The sequence below is a fragment of the Amycolatopsis sp. NPDC024027 genome (assembly GCF_040638975.1).
Classification (GTDB): Bacteria; Actinomycetota; Actinomycetes; order Mycobacteriales; family Pseudonocardiaceae; genus Amycolatopsis.
Map to the genome: position 1 here is coordinate 43,807 of NZ_JBEZYY010000031.1, position 18,251 is coordinate 62,057.

Genomic DNA, 18,251 nt, shown 5'->3' on the forward strand with positions numbered 1-18,251 from the left:
ATGGCGACTTACTGGGAGGTGTGGTGAGCGGAGGCACTGGCACGCTCCCGGGAACCGCGGCCCTGACCCAGGTCGGCCGCCTGGCGACGCTTTCCTGGGAAGTCCTGCGCGCGATCTTCAAGCGCCCCTTCCAGGCCCGCGAGTGGATCCAGCAGTGCTGGTTCTTCGCCAGCGTCACGATCCTCCCGACGGCCCTGGTCGCCATCCCGTTCGGCGCGGTGATCGCGTTGCAGCTCGGCTCGCTCACCGCGCAGATCGGCGCCCAGTCGTTCACCGGCGCGGCCAGCGCCCTGGCCATCGTGCAGCAGGCCAGCCCGCTGATCACCGCGCTGCTCGTCGCGGGCGCCGGCGGCAGCGCGGTCTGCGCGGACATCGGCGCGCGCAAGATCCGCGAAGAGATCGACGCGATGGAGGTCCTCGGCGTCAACCCGATCCAGCGGCTCATCGTGCCGCGGGTGCTCGCCGCGATGGTCGTTTCGGTGCTGCTGAACGGCTTGGTCAGCGTGGTCGGCGTGCTCGGCGGCTACTTCTTCAACGTCGTCCTGCAGGGCGGCACGCCCGGCGCGTACCTGGCCAGCTTCAACGCCCTCGCCCAGGTGCCGGACCTGTGGGTCAGCGAGATCAAGGCGCTGCTGTACGGCTTCGTCGCCGGGGTCGTCGCCGCCTTCCGCGGGTTGAACCCGGCGGGCGGGCCGAAGGGCGTCGGCGACGCCGTCAACCAGGCCGTGGTCATCACGTTCCTGCTGCTGTTCCTCATCAACGTCGTGCTCACCGCGATCTACCTGCGGATCGTCCCGCCGAAGGCGATGTGATGACCGCGGAACCCCTGGACGCCGACCGGACGCTCGAGTACATCGCGCGCCCGGGCCAGAGCCTGGAAGGCCTGGGCAAGCAGCTGGCCTTCGCGGCGAAAGCGCTCGCCTGGTCGCCGCGCACCATCCGCCGCTACAGCCGGGAGACGCTGCGGCTGCTCACCGAGGTCTGCTTCGGCACCGGCGGCCTCGCGGTCATCGGCGGCACGCTCGGCGTGATGATCGGCATGACCCTGTTCACCGGGCTCATCGTCGGCCTGCAGGGCTATTCCGCGCTCAACCAGCTCGGCACGGCCGCGCTCACCGGGTTCATCTCCGCTTACTTCAACACCCGCGAAGTCGCGCCCCTTTCGGCCGGGCTGGCGCTGTCAGCGACGGTCGGCTGCGGCTTCACCGCCCAGCTCGGCGCCATGCGCATCTCCGAGGAGATCGACGCGCTGGAAGTCATGGGCGTGCCGAGCATGCCGTACCTGGTGACCACCCGGGTGCTCGCCGGGGTCGCCGCGGTGATCCCGCTGTACGCGGTCGGCCTGCTCTCGAGCTACCTCGCGTCGCGGCAGATCACCATCTGGCTCTACGGCCAGTCCGCGGGCACCTATGACCACTACTTCACGCTCTTCTTGCCACCCGGCGACGTCCTCTGGTCGTTCGGGAAGGTGATCGTGTTCAGCGTGCTCGTGATCCTGTCCCACTGTTACTACGGCTTCAACGCCAGTGGCGGCCCGGCCGGTGTCGGCATCGCGGTCGGCCGCGCGGTGCGGACGTCGATCGTGCTGATCTCGGTGCTGGACTTCTTCTTGTCCCTCGCGATCTGGGGCGCGAACACCACGGTGAGGATTTCGGGATGAGGCGCGAGCTCTGGCAGCGGCTCCGGTACCAGGTGCTGGGGCTCGTCTTCCTGCTCGTCGCCGCGTTGTTCATCACGCTCACCCTCGCCGTCTACCACAAGGCGTTCACGCCGGTGACGCTCGTGAAACTCGAAACCGACCGGGTCGGCAGCCAGCTGCGCACCGGCGGCGACGTCAAGGTCCGCGGCATGCTGGTCGGCGAAGTCCGCTCGGTGCTGGCGAAGGGCGACCACGCCGAGCTGGAGCTGGCCCTCGACCCGGACAAGACGCCCGTCATCCCGGCGAACGTGTCCGCGCGGCTGCTGCCGAAGACGCTCTTCGGCGAGCGGTACGTCGCCCTCCAGCTGCCCGGGAAGCCGGAACGCCCGATCCAGGCCGGCGACGTCATCCCGCAGGACCGCAGCAGTGCCGCGATCGAGCTGCAGAAGGTCCTCGACGACGTGATGCCGCTGCTGCAGGCGGTCCAGCCGGAAAAGCTGTCGAGCACGCTCACCGCGGTGGCGACCGCGCTCGACGGCCGCGGCAAGCAGCTCGGCGAGACCCTGGCGGGGCTGTCGGACTACCTCGGCAAGCTCAACCCGTCGCTGCCCGACGTCAAGGCCGACATCACCGGCCTCGCGAACGTCGCCGCCACCTATGACAAGGCGGCGCCGGACCTGCTGCAGGCGCTCTCCGACCTGACGACCACGAGCCGGACGATCGTCGACCAGCGCGCGCAGCTGAGCGACCTCTACGCGACGGTCACGGCGGCTTCGGTGGACCTCACGAGCTTCCTGCAGGTCAACGAGGACAACCTGATCCGGCTCACCACGGCGATCCAGCCGACCTTGGACGTCCTCGCCAAGTACGCGCCCGAGTACCCGTGCCTGATGCGGCAGCTCGCCGAGTCGGTGCCGCGGGCGGAGCTGGCGTTCGGCAAGGGCACCGCGCACCCCGAGGTCAGCCGGGTCACCATCGAGTTCGCCGCCAGCCGCGGGAAGTACCTGCCCGGTGTCGACGAGCCGAAGTACGAAGACAAGCGCGGCCCGCGCTGCTACCCGACCGTGCCGAAGCCCGGGGTGTGGCCGCAGTACCCGCCCGACGGCGCCATCAAGGACGGCTCCAGCAAGCCGGCGCCGCCGAAGAACCCGCCCGAGAAGCTGCCCGGCCCGATCACCGCGGGCGGCGGGGCCGTCGGCGGGGACGGCACGATCGTCGGGTCGGCCTACGAGAACGACCTGATCGACCTGCTCGCCTCGCCCGCACTCGGCACGTCGCCGGGTGCCGTGCCGGGCTGGGCCGGCCTGCTCGTCGGGCCGCTCTACCGCGGGGCGGAGGTCGAGCTGAAATGAGGAGTTTCGTCCCGTCCCTGCTCAAACTCGCGGTGTTCGCCGTCGTCACCGTGCTGTTCACCGGGATCCTCGCGGCCACCATCGCGAACACGAACTTCGGCGAGACATCGGGCTACCTGGCGAAGTTCACCGACGCGTCCGGGCTCAAGGAAGGCGACGACGTCCGCATCGCCGGCGTCAAGGTCGGCCAGGTCGACACGATCGAGGTGGTCGAGGGCGAGCGGAACCTCGCCGAGGTCCGGTTCGACGTCGAGCACGCCTACCGGCTGCCGGAAACGGTGACCGCGACGATCAAGTACCGCAACCTGGTCGGGCAGCGTTACCTCGCGCTCGGCACCGACGTCCCCGGGGACAAGGCGCTGCCCGAAGGCGGCACGATCCCGCCGGAGCGCACGAAACCCGCGTTGAACCTCACCGTGCTCTTCAACGGCTTCAAGCCGCTGTTCAAGGCGCTGAGCCCGAAGGACGTCAACCAGCTCTCGGCCGAGATCATCAGCGTCTTCCAGGGCGAGGGCGGCACGATCACCAGCCTGCTGCGGCACACGGCGTCGCTGACGTCGGCGATCGCGAGCAAGGACCAGGTGATCGGCCAGGTCATCGCCAACCTCAACACGGTGCTCGGCACGGTCAACGCCCGCGGCCCGCAGCTGGGCGACCTCATCGAGCAGACCCAGAAGCTGGTCAGCGGGCTGGCCGAGCAGCGCAAGCCGATCGGCGACGCGGTCAGCGCGCTCGGCGACCTCGCCGTGTCGACCACCGGGCTCCTGGCCGACGCGCGCCCGGCCCTCAAGGACGACGTCGCTCGGCTCGGCGTGCTCTCGCAGAACCTCGGCGACTCCGGCGAGCTGCTCAACCACCTCCTCGAGGTGCTGCCGGGCAACCTGGAGAAGTTCACCCGGACCCTGAGCTACGGCAGCTGGTTCAACTACTACCTGTGCGGGATCACCGGCACCATCGGCATTTCCTCGCTCGACATCACCCTGCCGATCATCCCCATCCCCGGTACGCAGCGCGCGGAGAGGTGTGGTCCGTGAAGCCGCTGAAGGAACGCAACCAGGCCATGGTCGGCGCGGTCGCGCTCGTGCTGATCGTGCTCGTCACGGCCACCACGTACTTCTCCGACCAGCTCCCGTTCTTCGGCAACGGCACGACGTATTCGGCGTACTTCGGCGAATCCGCCGGGCTGGCCGCGGACAACGAGGTCGAGGTCGCCGGGGTCAAGGTCGGCACGGTGTCGTCGGTGAAGCTGGCGGGCAAGCAGGTCCTGGTCAAGTTCCGCGTCAAGGACGTCCGCGTCGGTGACGCGACGACGGCGTCCATTGAGATCAAGACGCTGCTGGGGGAGAAGTACCTCGCCCTCGACCCGAAGGGCGGTGGCGCGCAGGAGCCGAACGAGACCATTCCGCAGGCCCGCACGCGCACGCCGTTCCAGCTGCAGGACGCCTTCGAGCAGCTGTCGACGACGGTCGGCGACATCGACACGAAACAGCTCGCGGACAGCTTCAACGCGTTGTCCGACAGCCTCAAGGACAGCCCGCAGTACCTGAAGGACACGCTCACCGGGCTGTCGTCGCTGGCGCGCACGGTGTCGTCACGGGACGCCGACCTGCACACGCTGCTGGCGAACACCAGCCAGGTCTCGAAGACGCTGTCCGACCGCAACGCGCAGCTGCAACGCGTGATCAGCGACGGCAACCTGCTGCTCACCGAGCTGCAGAACCGCAAGCAGGCCATCAACGCCCTGCTCACCGGCACCCAGCAGCTTTCGGCGCAGCTGACCGGGCTCGTCCAGGACAACCGCGAACAGCTCAAGCCGACGCTGGACAAGCTGGGGAAGGTGACCGACATCCTGCAGCGCAACCAGGGCAACCTCGACAAGAGCCTGCAGCTGATGGCGCCGTTCGCCCGCGTCGGCGCGAACGCCACCGGCAACGGCCGCTGGTTCGAGGGCTACCTGTGCGGGCTGCTGCCGCCGACGATCACCGTGGGCGGGCTGCACATCAACCCCGAAGGCTGCACCCCGCCGATCGCGGCGCCGAACCAGGGGGTGGGCCGCCGATGACCATCCACACGTCCCGCGGCCGCAGCCTGGTGACCTGGCTCGCGTTCGCCTGCATCCTCGCGCTGATCGTCACCGCGGGGCTGTACCTGGTGTTCCGGTCTTCGAACGGCACCAAGCTTTCGGCGTACTTCGGCAAGACCGTCGGGCTGTACGCCGGTTCGTCGGTGCGGGTGCTCGGCGTGCCGGTCGGCGAGGTCACCGACGTCACGCCGCAGGGGGACGCGGTCCGCGTGGACATGCGGGTCGACGGCGTGCCGCTGCCGGCCGGCGTCGGGGCCGTCGTCGTCGCGCCGAGCCTGGTCAGCGACCGGTACGTCCAGCTGACCCCGGCCTACGACAGCGGACCTGTCCTCGCTTCGGGCACGGTACTGGCGAAGGACCGGACGGCCACTCCGGTCGAGCTGGACGACCTGTATTCGAGCCTCGACAAGCTGTCGACGGCGCTGGGCCCGAACGGCGCGAACAAGGACGGCGCGCTGTCCGGCGTGCTCGACACCGCCGCGAACACGTTGAAGGGCAACGGTGCTTCGCTGAATTCGACGGTCGGGCAGCTGGCCGAACTCGCGAAGACCCTCGACGGCTCGAAGGACGACCTGTTCTCGACCGTGCAGAACCTGAACTCCTTCACCGGTGCCCTGGCGCAGAGCGACCAGCAGCTCAACGAGTTCTACGGCCGCGTCGCCGACGTCAGCCGCTTCCTCGCCGCGGACTCTTCCGAGGTGGGCGCCGCGCTGCAGTCCCTCGGCGGCGCGCTCGGCGACGTCCAGCAGTTCGTCAACGACAACAAGACGGCCCTGGAATCCAATGTGGACAAGCTGGCGTCGCTGTCGAAGGTCCTGGTCGACCAGCGCGCCGCGCTCGCCGAGGTGCTCGACATCGCGCCGACCGGCGCCACGAACTTCATCAACTCCTACGACGCGGCGTCGGGCACCATCGCCGTCCGCGACAACCTGAACGAGCTGACCAACCCGCCGATCCTCACCGTGTGCCGGCTGATCAGCGCGGTCACCCCGAAGGAAGTCCCCGACGCACTCGGGAACATCTGCAAGCAGCTCGCGCCGATCCTGGACGGCGCGCTCAAGCTGCCGACGATCCCGCAGGTGCTCAACTCCCTGCAGAACGGGACACTGCCGCCGCTCCCGCTCCCGCTGGTCGACGTGATGGAACAGCTTTCCGGCGGTGCGAAGTGAAGGGACGCCGGCGGATCGCCGGGGCGCTGGCCGGGGTGCTGGTGCTGGCCGGCTGCAGCGACGGCGGGTTCAACGGCCTCTACGGCACGCCGCTGCCGGGCGGCGCCGACGTCGGCGACCACCCCTACCACGTCACCGCGCTGTTCACCGACGTGCTCGACCTGGTGCCGCAGTCCAGCGTCAAGGTCAACGACGTCGCGGTCGGGCGGGTCGACAAGATCACGCTGACCCCGGACACGCGCTCGGCGCTGGTGGCGATGACCGTCAACGGTGACATCGCCCTGCCCGCCAACGCCCGCGCCGAACTGAAGCAGTCGAGCCTGCTGGGGGAGAAGTTCGTCGAGCTGAGCGTGCCCACGGCCGAGCCGGCCGGCGGGAAACTGGCCGACGGCGGGCAGATCCCGCTCGGGCGCACCAACCGCAACCCCGAGGTCGAGGAGGTGCTCGGCGCGCTTTCGCTGCTGCTCAACGGCGGCGGCGTCGAGCAGATCCAGAAGATCAGCCACGAGCTCAACGACGCCCTGTCGGGCAACGAGCCGGAGATCCGCGCGCTGCTGTCCCGGGTGGACGAACTGGCGACCCAGCTCGACGGGCACAAGACCGAGATCCTCCGCGCGATCGACGGCCTCGCGAAGCTGTCCCACACCTTGACGGGCCAGACGCAGAACCTGACGAACGCGCTGGACAACCTCGCGCCGGGCCTGAAGGTCGTCACGGACCAGCGTGACCAGCTCGTGGGCATGCTGACCGCGCTGAACACGTTGTCCGGCGTCGCGGTGGACACCGTGACGAAGAGCCGCGACCAGCTCGTCGCGAACCTCAAGGCGTTGCAGCCGACGCTGGCCAAACTCGGCGAGGCCGGCCAGAACCTGCCGAACGCGCTGCAGATCCTGCTCACCTACCCGTTCCCGGACTACGCGGGCAACGTGATCAAGGGCGACTACGCGAACGTCGAGGCGAATGTGAACCTCGACCTGGACACGCTGATCTCGAACTTCACGAACTCGTCGCAGCCGCCGATCGCGCTGCCGTCCGGGATCGGCGGTCAGCAGACGCCGGTCGCGCCACCCCTGCCGCTGCCCGACCTGGGTTCGGTCCCGCAGGCGGCCGGTCCCGGCCTGCTGGGCGGGCTGCTCGGCCTGATCGGGGGCGGCCGGTGACCCGCAAGATCCGGATCCAGCTGTTCGCGTTCGTCGTGATCGCGGTGGTTTCGGTCGTCTACGCCGGCGGCCGGTACGCCGGGCTGGACCGGCTCTTCGGCAACCGCGGTTACGTCGTCACCGCGCAGCTGACCGACTCCGGCGGCGTCTTCGTCAACTCCGAGGTCGCCTACCGCGGGGTCACGGTCGGGCGGGTGACGTCGATGACGCTCACCGAGCACGGCGTCGACGTCGCCCTCGACATCGACGCGAGTGCCCCGGACATCCCGGCCGACGCGCACGCGCAGGTGGCGAACCGGTCGGCGGTGGGGGAGCAGTTCGTGGACTTGCTGCCCCAGCACAACGGCGGGCCGTTCCTGAAGGACGGCTCGGTGATCACGGCGGACAAGACGTCGTTGCCGCCGTCGCCGGACACCGTGCTCACCCACCTCGACGACCTCGTCGCCAGTGTGCACCCGGACTCGCTGCGGACGGTCGTCGACGAGACGTACAACGCGTTCGCGGGCGCGGGGCCGGAACTGCAGCAGCTGCTGGACAGCACGGGGTCGTTGACGGCGGTGGCCGCGCAGTACGTGCCGCAGACGCAGGGGCTGCTGGCGAACTCGCGGATCGTGCTCGGCACCCAGGAGCGCCAGGCGGCGAACATCACCGACTTCGCTTCGGGGCTCCGCACGATCGCCGGTCAGCTCAAGAAGTCCGATCCGGACCTGCGGCGGGTGATCGCGGAAGCGCCGCGGCTGAGCCGGCAGATCAGCGACGTGCTGGCCGCGTCCGGGACCGATCTGGGGGTGCTGTTCGCCAATCTGCTGACCACCGCGCAGATCACGACGTCCCGGAAGGATTCGCTCGAGGAGCTGCTGGTCGCGTACCCGATCATTTCGGCGTTCTCGCCGTCGACGTCCCCGGACGGCACCGGTCACCTGGGCGTGGTGTTCAACTTCTTCGACCCGGCTTCGTGCACGAAGGGGTACGAGGGAACGAAGCAGCGTCCGGCGAACGACGAGACCGAAGCGCCGGTCAACATGAACGCCTACTGCGCCGAGCCGCCGGGCAGCCCGACCGGGGTCCGCGGGGCGCAGAACGCGCCCTACGCGGGGAAACCGCCCGCGATTCCGGCCGCGCCGCAGCAGCAGGCCGCCCCGGCTCCGCAGCAGCTGCCCGGGATGCTGAGCCTGCTCACCGGGCCGTCGGCGGGCGGGCTGGCCCGGTTGCTGGGCGCGCCGTGAAGCTGCGGTTCCTGGTGGTTCTGGCGGTCTTGGCGGTCTTGGCGGCGGCGTTCTCGGGCTGGTCCTGGTGGCGCGCGGCGGCCGACGATTCCTACGCCCGCGGCCGCGAGCGTGACGCGGTGCTGGCCGCGGCGGGTCCCCAGCTGGTCACGTTGAACACGATCGACTACCGCACGGCGGCGGCGGACGTGGACCGCTGGCTCACGGCGACCACGGGCCAGTACGGGAAGGACCTGGCCGGAGACCGCCAGCTGCAGATCGACCGGGCCGCCACGGCCCGCACGGTGTCGTCCGCGTCGCTGGTCCAGGCGGCGGTGACGGAGATCGACGTGCCACGCGGGACAGCGCGGCTCCTGGCCGTGGTGGACGTCCGGGTGTCGACGGGCGGATCTCCCGCCACACCGCGCTTGAACCGGCTGACGGTGGACGTGTCCCGCGCCCCGGACGGGTGGAAGATCGCGGGCGTCCAGGCGGCGGGCTCATGACGAGGGTCCTCGTGGCGATCGTGGTCCTGGCGCTGGGCTGCACGGCGTGGTTCGGCATCGAAGCGGCCTCGCTCACCCCGGGCGACAACCTCGCCCTGGTGGATCCCGCGGCGACGGCGGCGGTGTCGTCCGAGGTGAGTGACGCGGTGAAGGCGGTGTTTTCGTACGACTACGCGAACCTGCCTCGCACCGAGCGGGCGGCTTCGGAGGTCCTGACCGGAGACGCGGTCCGGCAGTACCAGGCCCAGTTCGCCTCGGCCCGAACCCACGCGACGGCGGAGAAGCTGACCCGCACGACCACGGTCCGGGCGATCGGGGTCCGGTCGTTGCGGGGCGACTCCGCGGACTTGCTCCTGTTCCTGGACCAGCAGACGGTGGCCCAAGGCGGCGGAGCGCCGACGTCGTCGGTGGCCCAGCTGGCGGTGACGGCGAAACGGGTCGACGGCCGCTGGAAACTGGCCACCCTGACGGCGCTCTGATCCGCTCAGCTGCCGGGCTCTGAACTCCGGGGAGCCAGCGCAGCGGTGACGGCGCGAGCCGCCGCGCGATCGCCGAACAGATCGGTGTTGTCGGCGAACTGGTCGATCGCCCCGGTGCGCGGCAAAGCGCGAAGTGCCGGGTCGGTCAGGGTGTCGTGGAGCGCCTGGCCGAACCGGTCCGCGTGCAGGACCTGGAACGGCCGGTCGTGGTAGGGGCGGGTGCCGGGGTCGAGCGGCTCGGTCAGGCCGAGCCGGTTGTGCTGTTCGGCGATGGCGGTGTAGGCCGCCGCGAGGTGGCTCTCCCGTTCGGGCCAGGTGGTGGCGGCCAGTGCCGCGGTCAGTGCCGGGGAAACGGTGGCCGCGAACGGGAGTTGCGCGAAGGCGCTGCCGAGCCACTTGCCGTAGGGCGGGTAACGGCGGTGCATCAGCAGGCTCAGGCGCAGGAGGTCGCGGACCAGGCGGGCGGCGACGACGGCCGAGCCGAGTTCGTCGCCGACTTCTCCGCACCGTCCGACGAACGCCTCTTCCTGCGAGATCCGCTGCCACTGGCAGGCCAGGAGGTAGCGCCAGATCTGCTCCGGGTACCAGCCGAGCCGGGAGCGAACGGTCGTGAGTTCCCCGGTGTGGTCGTGGAAGACCGCGCCGGCGGTGAGCTCGGCGAGGGCCTGGGTGGGGGTGGCGAGCCAGTCGAGCGTGGTGCTGCCGTGGCGGGGATCGAAGCCCAGGTGGTGGGGGAGCCACTCGTCGAGGGTGGTGACGTCGACGCGGTGGAAGACCGGTCCGTCGGTGACCACCATGTGGCGCACGTGCTCGTTGGCGGTGGGGCCGAAGTGGGTGGGGTAGCCGTAGAACGTCTTGGGCAGCTCGTCGCTCAACGCCGAGACGATGTCCTGGGCGTAGCGCTCGCCGTCGTCGCGGCCCAGGAACAGCTGCAGGCGCGGACCCCATTCGTGATCGGCGGATCGAGCGGTGTCGAAGCCGAGGACCTCCGAACCGGTGCCGATCCGCGCGGCCGTGTGGGGCAGCTCCCCGAAGCGCGCGTGGAGCACCGGCCGGACTGCCTCGTGGTAGAAGCGGCGGGACAGTTCCAGGCCGGGGAGGAACGACTGGTCCATGGGTCGCATGATGCCGCCCCCGGCGGGTGCGCCGCGACCGGATATCGGCGGCCCCTCAGCCGTCCCAGACGGCGGCGCCCTGGCGGAGAACCTCCACATCGGACTGGTCGTCGACCGGCCACAGCTCCACCACGTACCGGTAGTGCTCCCCGTACTCGTGGTCGTTCCAGTCCACCGACGGCGGCCCGGCCGGCACGTAGGAAACCCGCGCCCGGTAGAGCCCCGGCAGCACCGAAAAGTACTTCTCCTGCGACGGGTAGTCGGCCGGTCCGGAAATCACCAGCCGGCCGCTCGGAACCGGAAGATCCGCTTCCACGACGTGCTCCGCATCCGCGGCCAGGACCGGCGGCGATGGCAGCAGCGTCACCGAAGACTCCACCAGGTCCGACCGTGCCGTCGCGATCGCGAGACCGCCGGGCTCCACCCCGATCCGGTGCCGTTCCACCGCGACCGAAGTCCACCCGCTGCCCGTCAACCGGAAGCGGGAGTCCCGCACCGAGAACTGACGCTGGTCGGCGTGGACGACGAGATGCACACTCACCACCCTAGCCAGGACCCGCCCCGAAATGGTATCGACGGCGGGTTTAGCGTTGAGGCCATGACCACTGCTTCCGTCGACGTCGACACGGCCCGCAGCGACTACGCGGCCCTGGTCGGCCGAGGCCTCTCCCTGGACATCACCCGCGGCAAGCCGTCCCCCGAGCAGCTCGACCTCTCGAACGCGCTGCTGTCCCTCCCGGGCGACGGCACCTTCAAGGCCGAGGACGGCACCGACGTCCGCAACTACGGCGGCCTCAACGGCCTGCCGGAGCTGCGCCGCATCTTCGCCCCCGCGCTGCAGGTGCCCGCCGGGCAGCTGCTCGCCGCCGGCAACTCGAGCCTCGAGCTCATGCACGACGCCGTCGTCCAGGCCCTGCTGAGCAAGCTGCCCGGCGCCGAGCGCCGCTGGGCCGACGAGCCGCAGGTCAAGTTCCTCGCGCCCGTCCCGGGCTACGACCGCCACTTCGCGCTGACCCAGCGCTTCGGCATCGAGCTCGTCGGAGTCGCGATGACCGACGAGGGCCCCGACATGGACGTCGTCGAGACGCTGGTCGCCGAAGACGCGAGCGTCAAGGGCATCTGGTGCGTGCCGAAGTACAGCAACCCCACCGGGGTCACGTTCAGTGACGACGTCGTGAAGCGGCTCGCCACCATGCGCACCGCGGCGCCGGACTTCCGGATCTTCTGGGACAACGCCTACGCCGTGCACCACCTCACCGACGACGAGGCGGAGCTGGCCGACCTGCTGGCCCTGGCCACCGCGGCCGGCCACGCCGACCGCGTCTTCGTCTTCGGCTCCACCTCGAAGATCACCCTCGCCGGGGCCGGCGTCGGCTTCTTCGGCGCCTCCGAGGCGAACCTCGCCTGGTGGACCGGCAACACCGGCAAGCGCACCATCGGCCCGGACAAGGTCAACCAGCTGCGGCACGCGCACTTCCTGAAGGACGAGGCCGGCGTCCGCGCCCACATGCGCAAGCACGCCGAGATCATCGGCCCGAAGTTCGCGGCCGTCGACCGCATCCTCACCGAGGAGCTGGCCGACCTGGCGTCCTGGACCAAGCCGACCGGCGGGTACTTCATCACGCTGACCGTCCCGCAGGGCACCGCGAAGGAGGTCGTGCGGCTGGCGAAGGAGGCCGGTGTGGCGCTGACCCCCGCCGGGGCGACCCACCCGCACGGCGACGACCCGGCCGACGCCGTGATCCGGATCGCGCCGACGTTCCCGAAGCTCGCCGAGGTCGAAGAGGCCGTCCGCGCGCTGGCGGTGTGCGTCCGGCTCGCCGTCGCGCAACGCGGCTGACCTGGGAAAACCGAATTCGATCAAAATTTTTTCCGTTTTGACCGAGCCGGGGGACGCCCAGGTACGTATGACCGGTGGGTGAGGTGGACGAACTCGTCACGAGAGGACGTCCCCCGGTGTTCGGAAAACGCTACACAGAGCAGCTGATCGAGCGCAGCGCGGAGAACGCGACCGACCGCCGCCGCTTCCTCAAGGCTGCGGGAGCGGCGGGGCTCGGCGTCGCGGGTGCCGGCGCGCTCGGCACGGCGCTGTCGCTGGGCCTCGGCTCGGCCGGTGCCACTTCGCAGTACGGAGCGCAGGGAGGTGACAAGGGGAAGGAGGCGGCGAGCGACGCCGCCGTGCTGAACTTCGCCCTGAACCTCGAGTACCTCGAGGCGAACCTGTATTCGTTCGCCGTCTACGGCTACGGGCTGAACGAGAAGTACGTCAACGGTGTCGGCAACCTGGGCAAGGTGTCCGGCGGGCACGCGGTGCAGTTCAAGAGCGAACACACCAAGCAGATCGTCCAGGAGATCGCCGGCGACGAGGTCGCCCACGTGACCTTCCTGCGCAAGGCGCTGGACAAGGCCGCCGTCGCGCAGCCGGAGATCGACTTCCAGAACAGCTTCACCGCGGCCATGCAGGCCGCGGGGGTGATCAAGCAGGGCCAGACGTTCGACCCCTTCGGGAGCGAGAACAACTTCCTGCTCGCCGCCTACCTGTTCGAGGACGTCGGCGTGTCGGCCTACAAGGGCGCGGCGCCGCTGGTGAACAACAAGACGTTCCTCGACGCGGCGGCCGGCATCCTCGCGGTCGAGGCGTACCACGCGGGCATCGTGCGTGGCCAGCTGTTCGAGCGCGGCCTCGGCGACATCACGAACAAGATCTCCGACGCTCGCGACAGCCTCGACGGCAAGGCCGACGACGACGAAGGCGTGCTGAAGTACGGCAAGGCGAACCTCGTCCCCGCGGACGCGAACGGCATCGCGTTCGGGCGGTCCGCCGACCGCGTGCTGAACATCGCCTACCTCAACCCGGACAAGGTGACTTCGGGCGGGTTCTACCCGCGCGGCCTCAACGGCGAAATCGCCACCAGTGGTGCGAAGGAGAAGTAGGCACCGGGTGCCGCCGTCGCGGTAACGTCAACGGCGGCGGCACGCGGAGTCGAGGGGGCGCGGAGTGCGGGTACTGGTCGCGGGTGGCGGGATCTCCGGCACGGTCACGGCGATGGCGCTGAAGCTGGCCGGGCACGAGCCCGTCGTGTTCGAGGCCTATCCCGCCGGTGGGGACGACGTCGGCGCGTTCCTCACGATCATGCACAACGGCATGGACGCCCTGCGCGCCATCGGCGCCGACGGGCCCGTGATCGACAATTCCTTCGCCGCGTACGGCGTGGAGCTCGTCGCCCCGACGGGGGAGACCGTCGGGCGGCGCGAGTTCGACACCGAAGGTCTCGACGGGCCGCGCACCCTCACCAGGGCGACGCTTTACCGCGTCCTGCAGGAGGAAGCCGCGCGCCGCGGTGTCCCGCTGGAGCGTGGTCGCCGGCTGGTGCGCGCGACACCGGGGGCCGGCGGCGTCACGGCGGAGTTCGCCGACGGCACCACCGCGACCGGCGACGTCCTCGTCGGCGCGGACGGTTTGCGTTCGGTCGTCCGGCAGCTGATCGACCCGGCCGCGGACGAGCCCCGCTACACCGGGCTGACCGTCGTGTACGGGTACACGCGCGCGGGCGGGCTGCCCGCGGCGCCGGGGATCTACCGGATGGTCCGCGGCAGCCGGGCGGCCTTCGGGTTCACCACGGACCCGGCCGGAGCGACCTTCTGGTTCGCCCGCATCCCGGACGCCGAGCGGCCTCGCGAGGAGATCGCCGCGGTCACCCCGGCGGGCTGGCGTGAGTTCGCGCACGCGGCGTTCGACGGCGACCCGGTGCCCTGCGCGGACATCATCGCCGCCACCGGGGACGAGGTCTTCGGCGGCCACTCCTACGACGTTCCGGAGACGCAGGTGTGGTCGACGCCCGAGATGGTCCTCGTCGGGGACGCCGCGCACGCCGCGTCCCCGGCCGCCGCCCAAGGCGCCTCGATGGCCATCGAGGACAGTGTGGTCCTCGCGCAGTGCCTGCGTGACCTGCCGGACCCGGCATCGGCGTTCGCGGCGTACGAAAGCCTGCGCCGCGAGCGGGTGGAGAAGCTGGTGGCGGCGAGCGCGGGCCGGGACGTCGGCGAAGAAAGCGGCTGGCTGTACGCCCACCACATCGACTGGGACGCGAAGATCACCGCCTGAGCCGGGGCTAGCGCCGCACGTTCCCGCCGCAGGAGTCGCGCACTACCAGCTTCGTCGGCAGCAGCACGGGTTCCGGGGTCGTCGCGTTCTCGAGCATCGTCAGCAGCGCGCCGGCCGCCGCCGTGCCGAAGCCCGGCTTGTCCTGGGCCACCGTGGTGAGCGCCGGGTCCACCAGGGAGGCCACCTCGATGTCGTCGAACCCCACCACGGCCAGGTCCGCCGGCACCCGCAGCCCGGCCGCGCGGGCCGCCAGCAGCGCGCCGACCGCCATCTCGTCGCTGGCTGCGAACACCGCCGTCGGCGGCTCCTTGCGGGCCAGCAGCCGGCGCATGCCGACGAACCCGCTCTCGCGGTAGAAGTCGCCGCCGATCACGAGGTCCTCCGACACCGGCAGCCCGGCGTCGGCCAGCCCGCGCCGGTACCCCTCGGTGCGGGCCGTGGCCGGCGCGTTGCCGCGGGGGCCGGTGATCGTCGCGATCCGGCGGTGCCCGAGGGCGGCCAAGTGCCGGACGGCTTCCGCCGCGCCCCCCGCGTTGTCCGAGGTCACGTGGGTGGCCCGCGGCCCGGACAGGGCGACGTCCAAAGCGACGCACGGCAACCCGGACTGGGCGAACGCGGTGAACGCGTCGGCGTCCGTCCCGCTGTCGATGAGCACCAGCCCGGCCAGGTGGTGCCGGCGGGTCATGCTCACGTAGCCGACCGGGTCGGCCAGCGACACGCCCGGGTTGCGGTCGCGGGCGTCGTCGCTCGTCGCGAGCATCAGCAGGTGGTAGCCGTGCGAGCTCAACGCGGATTTGAGGCCCAGCAACAGGTCCTGCAGGAACGGGTGCCGCCAGCCGGGCCGCCGGTGGTCGGTGTCCCAGACCAGCCCGACCATCGCCGACTGCTGCCGCGACAGCGCGCGCGCCGACTCGTTCGGCGAGAAATCGAGGTCCCGCGCCACGCGTTCGACGCGTTCGCGCGTCGTCGCGCTGACCGTGGCGGGGCGGTTGAACACCCGCGACACGGTGGCGACGGAAACCCCGCAGAGCTGTGCGACCTCGCGCGCGGTGACCATGGCGTTCTCCGTTCTTGTAACCGGTTACATCTGTAGCACACGACCTGGGACTGCGTAAACGCCAACCCACGTTACTAATTCGTTACTTGACGGCACCGTGCTGGGAGCGCTCTCATGGGACCCGCGTTTTCCGACCGGCCCGCAGAACAACGGAGATCTCATGCGCCCGAAAACGACAACCCGCCGGATCCGCCTGCTCGCGGGGGTGGGTGCCGCCCTGGTCGCGCTCACCGCGCTGAGCGCGTGCGGGGACAGTGGTGCCGCCGGTGGCAAGGTCAAGCTGAGCCTCGGCCTGTTCGGCAACTTCGGCTACACCGACCTGATCAAGGAGTACCAGGCGGCGCACCCGGACATCGAGATCACCGAGCGGACCGCCGCCTACTCCGACCACCACAAGAACCTCGCCGCGCACCTGGCCACCGGCGCCGGCGCCGCGGACGTCGAGGCCATCGACACCGGCTACGTCGCCCAGTTCAAGGCGACGCCGGACAAGTTCGTCGACCTCAACACCGTCGGCGGTGACAAGCTCAAGGACCGCTGGCTCGGCTGGAAGTGGGCCGCGTCGCTGGCCAAGGGCGGGCAGCAGATCGGCTACGGCACCGACGTCGGCGGCCTGGCCATCTGCTACCGCCGTGACATGTTCAAGACCGCCGGGCTGCCCGAGGACCGCGACGCCGTCTCCGCGCTCTGGCCGACCTGGCAGGCGTTCTTCGACGCCGGCAAGCGGTTCCAGGCCCAGGCGCCGAACGGTGTCAAGTGGATGGACGGCGGCCCGACCGTGCTCAACGCGATCGTCGGCCAGGCCCCGCAGGGTTACTACGACCAGAACGACAAGATCATCGTGGGCAGCAACCCGGCGCTGCGCCAGGGCTGGGACCTCGTCGCCGACGCGGTCAAGGCGAACCTGAGCGCCGGCCTGCTCTACAGCACGCCGCAGTGGAACACCGGCTTCACTCAGGGCCAGTTCGCCACCGTCACCTGTCCCGCGTGGATGATGACCAAGATCAAGGACCAGGCGCCGGACACCGCGGGCAAGTGGGACATCGCGAGCGTGCCCGGCGGGGGCGGCAACTGGGGCGGCTCGTACCTGACCGTGCCCAAGCAGGGCAAGCACACCAAGGAAGCCGCCGATCTTGCCGCCTGGCTGACCGCGCCCGAGCAGCAGGCGAAGGTCTTCACCAGCAAGGGCCTGCTGCCGTCGGCGCCGTCGCTCTACGACGACCCGAAGATCACCGGCTACACCAACCCGTTCTTCTCGGGCGCCCCGGTCGGCAAGCTCTTCACCGACGCGGCGAAGAAGCTGAACCCGCAGTACCAGGGCCCGAAGGCCGGCGACGTGCAGACCGAGTTCGGCAACGCGATGCAGCGCGTCGAGCAGGGCAAGCAGGACGGCGCGGCGGCGTGGCAGCAGCTGGTCGGTGACGTCGCGAAGATCAAGTGATGGCCGGCACCACCACGCTGACCTTCGCCGAACGGCGGCAGAAGTGGGACGTCAAGCTGTCGCCGTTCGGGTTCATCAGCCCGTACTTCCTCATCTTCGGCGTCTTCGGGCTGTTCCCGCTGCTGTACACGGCCTTCGTGTCGCTGCAGAAGCGGAACCTCATCGACGCCGAAGGCGCGCAGTTCATCGGGTTCGGCAACTACGACCAGCTGCTGTTCCACGACCCGTACTTCTGGAACGCGATGGGGAACACGGTCAGCCTGTGGCTGCTGACCACGATCCCGCAGATCCTGTTCGCGCTCGGCATCGCGCACCTGCTCAACCGCCGGCTGCGCGGGCGGACGATGTTCCGGATGGGGATGATCCTGCCCAACATCACCTCGGTGGCGGCGGTGACGATCATCTTCGCGCAGCTGTTCGGCCGGGACTTCGGGCTGATCAACTGGGTGCTGAGCTGGTTCGGCGCCGGGCAGGTCGACTGGCAGGCCGGCACGGCCAGCTCGCACACCGCCATCGCGTCGATGGTGGTGTGGCGCTGGACCGGCTACCACGCCCTGATCTTCCTGGCGTCGATGCAGGCGATCCCGTCGAGCATGTACGAGGCCGCCACCCTCGACGGGGCCAAGGGGTGGCAGCAGTTCTGGCGGATCACCGTGCCGCTGCTGCGGCCGCAGATCATCTTCTCCACGGTGATCGCGACGACCGGCAACATGCGGCTGCTCGCCGAGCCGCTGCTGTTCAACCCCGGCGCCGCGGCGGCGACCGGCGGGTCGGACCGGCAGTTCCAGACCGCCGCGCTCTACCTCTACGAACAGGGTTTCACCAAGTACGACTTCGGCTACAGCTCGGCGATCGCGCTGATCCTGGCCGTGGCCACGATGCTCGTCGCGGGCCTGTCGTACCTGGTGACCCGGCGCATCCAAACGGACTGAGGAGCGGA

General features: G+C 70.2%; 18 protein-coding genes. 15 read left to right on the forward strand and 3 right to left on the reverse strand.

Features of this window, described 5'->3' with window-relative positions:
* The first annotated feature begins 23 nt into the window (after positions 1-23).
* From AB0F52_RS45590 to AB0F52_RS45635, 10 genes are read left to right on the forward strand one after another with little or no spacing between them, the layout of a single operon-like run.
* Positions 24-812, forward strand: a complete 789-nt coding sequence (locus AB0F52_RS45590) for an ABC transporter permease (protein ID WP_013224299.1) — start codon at positions 24-26, stop codon at positions 810-812.
* Entirely contained in the window at positions 812-1,660 is an 849-nt protein-coding gene (locus AB0F52_RS45595) for an ABC transporter permease (protein ID WP_360184853.1), read from the forward strand. Before AB0F52_RS45590 ends, AB0F52_RS45595 begins: the two co-directional genes overlap by 1 nt.
* The gene (locus tag AB0F52_RS45600; protein WP_360184856.1) at positions 1,657-2,991 is read left to right on the forward strand and encodes an MCE family protein; all 1,335 of its coding nucleotides are present in this window, start codon (positions 1,657-1,659) and stop codon (positions 2,989-2,991) included. The genes AB0F52_RS45595 and AB0F52_RS45600 overlap by 4 nt, the downstream gene beginning before the upstream one ends.
* Positions 2,988-4,025, forward strand: coding sequence for an MlaD family protein (locus AB0F52_RS45605; RefSeq protein WP_360184859.1), 1,038 nt, complete (start codon positions 2,988-2,990; stop codon positions 4,023-4,025). The genes AB0F52_RS45600 and AB0F52_RS45605 overlap by 4 nt, the downstream gene beginning before the upstream one ends.
* Positions 4,022-5,053 carry an MCE family protein gene (locus AB0F52_RS45610; protein ID WP_360184862.1) on the forward strand — a complete coding sequence of 344 codons (1,032 nt, stop codon included), beginning with the start codon at positions 4,022-4,024 and terminating at the stop codon, positions 5,051-5,053. Before AB0F52_RS45605 ends, AB0F52_RS45610 begins: the two co-directional genes overlap by 4 nt.
* Positions 5,050-6,243, forward strand: a complete 1,194-nt coding sequence (locus tag AB0F52_RS45615) for an MCE family protein (RefSeq protein WP_360184865.1) — start codon at positions 5,050-5,052, stop codon at positions 6,241-6,243. Before AB0F52_RS45610 ends, AB0F52_RS45615 begins: the two co-directional genes overlap by 4 nt.
* Entirely contained in the window at positions 6,240-7,403 is a 1,164-nt protein-coding gene (locus AB0F52_RS45620; protein ID WP_360184867.1) for an MCE family protein, read from the forward strand. The genes AB0F52_RS45615 and AB0F52_RS45620 overlap by 4 nt, the downstream gene beginning before the upstream one ends.
* Positions 7,400-8,629 (forward strand): MCE family protein, encoded by a 1,230-nt coding sequence (locus AB0F52_RS45625; RefSeq protein WP_360184870.1) that lies wholly within the window; start codon positions 7,400-7,402, stop codon positions 8,627-8,629. Before AB0F52_RS45620 ends, AB0F52_RS45625 begins: the two co-directional genes overlap by 4 nt.
* Positions 8,626-9,114, forward strand: coding sequence for a hypothetical protein (locus AB0F52_RS45630; RefSeq protein WP_360184873.1), 489 nt, complete (start codon positions 8,626-8,628; stop codon positions 9,112-9,114). The genes AB0F52_RS45625 and AB0F52_RS45630 overlap by 4 nt, the downstream gene beginning before the upstream one ends.
* Entirely contained in the window at positions 9,111-9,593 is a 483-nt protein-coding gene (locus AB0F52_RS45635; protein ID WP_360184876.1) for a hypothetical protein, read from the forward strand. The genes AB0F52_RS45630 and AB0F52_RS45635 overlap by 4 nt, the downstream gene beginning before the upstream one ends.
* A 5-nt stretch (positions 9,594-9,598) precedes the next feature.
* Here AB0F52_RS45635 and AB0F52_RS45640 read toward each other — a convergent pair whose 3' ends face one another.
* Entirely contained in the window at positions 9,599-10,708 is a 1,110-nt protein-coding gene (locus tag AB0F52_RS45640; protein ID WP_360184879.1) for a DUF4037 domain-containing protein, read from the reverse strand.
* Positions 10,709-10,763: 55 nt separating this feature from the next.
* Positions 10,764-11,243, reverse strand: coding sequence for a hypothetical protein (locus AB0F52_RS45645; RefSeq protein ID WP_360184882.1), 480 nt, complete (start codon positions 11,241-11,243; stop codon positions 10,764-10,766).
* Between the two features lie 63 nt (positions 11,244-11,306).
* On the opposite strand from AB0F52_RS45645, the gene AB0F52_RS45650 reads away from it, so the two are divergent.
* From AB0F52_RS45650 to AB0F52_RS45660, 3 genes are all read left to right on the forward strand, one after another.
* A complete protein-coding gene (locus AB0F52_RS45650) occupies positions 11,307-12,548 on the forward strand; it encodes an aminotransferase class I/II-fold pyridoxal phosphate-dependent enzyme (protein WP_360184885.1) in 1,242 nt (413 codons plus the stop codon).
* Positions 12,549-12,664: 116 nt separating this feature from the next.
* A complete protein-coding gene (locus AB0F52_RS45655) occupies positions 12,665-13,642 on the forward strand; it encodes a ferritin-like domain-containing protein (protein ID WP_360184888.1) in 978 nt (325 codons plus the stop codon).
* A gap of 64 nt (positions 13,643-13,706) precedes the next feature.
* A complete protein-coding gene (locus tag AB0F52_RS45660; RefSeq protein ID WP_360184891.1) occupies positions 13,707-14,813 on the forward strand; it encodes an FAD-dependent monooxygenase in 1,107 nt (368 codons plus the stop codon).
* Between the two features lie 7 nt (positions 14,814-14,820).
* On the opposite strand, the gene AB0F52_RS45665 is transcribed toward AB0F52_RS45660, so the two are convergent.
* Positions 14,821-15,870: a LacI family DNA-binding transcriptional regulator gene (locus AB0F52_RS45665; RefSeq protein WP_360184894.1), complete on the reverse strand. Its 1,050-nt coding sequence runs from the start codon at positions 15,868-15,870 to the stop codon at positions 14,821-14,823.
* 160 nt (positions 15,871-16,030) lie between these two features.
* Between AB0F52_RS45665 and AB0F52_RS45670 the strand changes: the two genes are divergently transcribed.
* Both AB0F52_RS45670 and AB0F52_RS45675 read left to right on the forward strand, forming a co-directional pair.
* Positions 16,031-17,311: an extracellular solute-binding protein gene (locus tag AB0F52_RS45670; protein WP_360184897.1), complete on the forward strand. Its 1,281-nt coding sequence runs from the start codon at positions 16,031-16,033 to the stop codon at positions 17,309-17,311.
* Positions 17,311-18,243, forward strand: a complete 933-nt coding sequence (locus AB0F52_RS45675) for a sugar ABC transporter permease (protein ID WP_360184899.1) — start codon at positions 17,311-17,313, stop codon at positions 18,241-18,243. Before AB0F52_RS45670 ends, AB0F52_RS45675 begins: the two co-directional genes overlap by 1 nt.
* The last annotated feature ends 8 nt before the right edge of the window (positions 18,244-18,251 follow it).

Excerpts from the sequence above, each read along its gene's own strand:
- AB0F52_RS45595 (WP_360184853.1), top strand. The coding sequence starts at position 812 with ATGACCGCGGAACCCCTGGACGCCGACCGGACGCTCGAGTACATCGCG.
- AB0F52_RS45600 (WP_360184856.1), top strand. The coding sequence starts at position 1,657 with ATGAGGCGCGAGCTCTGGCAGCGGCTCCGGTACCAGGTGCTGGGGCTC.
- AB0F52_RS45605 (WP_360184859.1), top strand. The coding sequence starts at position 2,988 with ATGAGGAGTTTCGTCCCGTCCCTGCTCAAACTCGCGGTGTTCGCCGTC.
- AB0F52_RS45615 (WP_360184865.1), top strand. The coding sequence starts at position 5,050 with ATGACCATCCACACGTCCCGCGGCCGCAGCCTGGTGACCTGGCTCGCG.
- AB0F52_RS45635 (WP_360184876.1), top strand. The coding sequence starts at position 9,111 with ATGACGAGGGTCCTCGTGGCGATCGTGGTCCTGGCGCTGGGCTGCACG.
- AB0F52_RS45640 (WP_360184879.1), bottom strand. The coding sequence starts at position 10,708 with ATGGACCAGTCGTTCCTCCCCGGCCTGGAACTGTCCCGCCGCTTCTAC.
- AB0F52_RS45650 (WP_360184885.1), top strand. The coding sequence starts at position 11,307 with ATGACCACTGCTTCCGTCGACGTCGACACGGCCCGCAGCGACTACGCG.
- AB0F52_RS45665 (WP_360184894.1), bottom strand. The coding sequence starts at position 15,870 with ATGGTCACCGCGCGCGAGGTCGCACAGCTCTGCGGGGTTTCCGTCGCC.
- AB0F52_RS45670 (WP_360184897.1), top strand. The coding sequence starts at position 16,031 with ATGCGCCCGAAAACGACAACCCGCCGGATCCGCCTGCTCGCGGGGGTG.
- AB0F52_RS45675 (WP_360184899.1), top strand. The coding sequence starts at position 17,311 with ATGGCCGGCACCACCACGCTGACCTTCGCCGAACGGCGGCAGAAGTGG.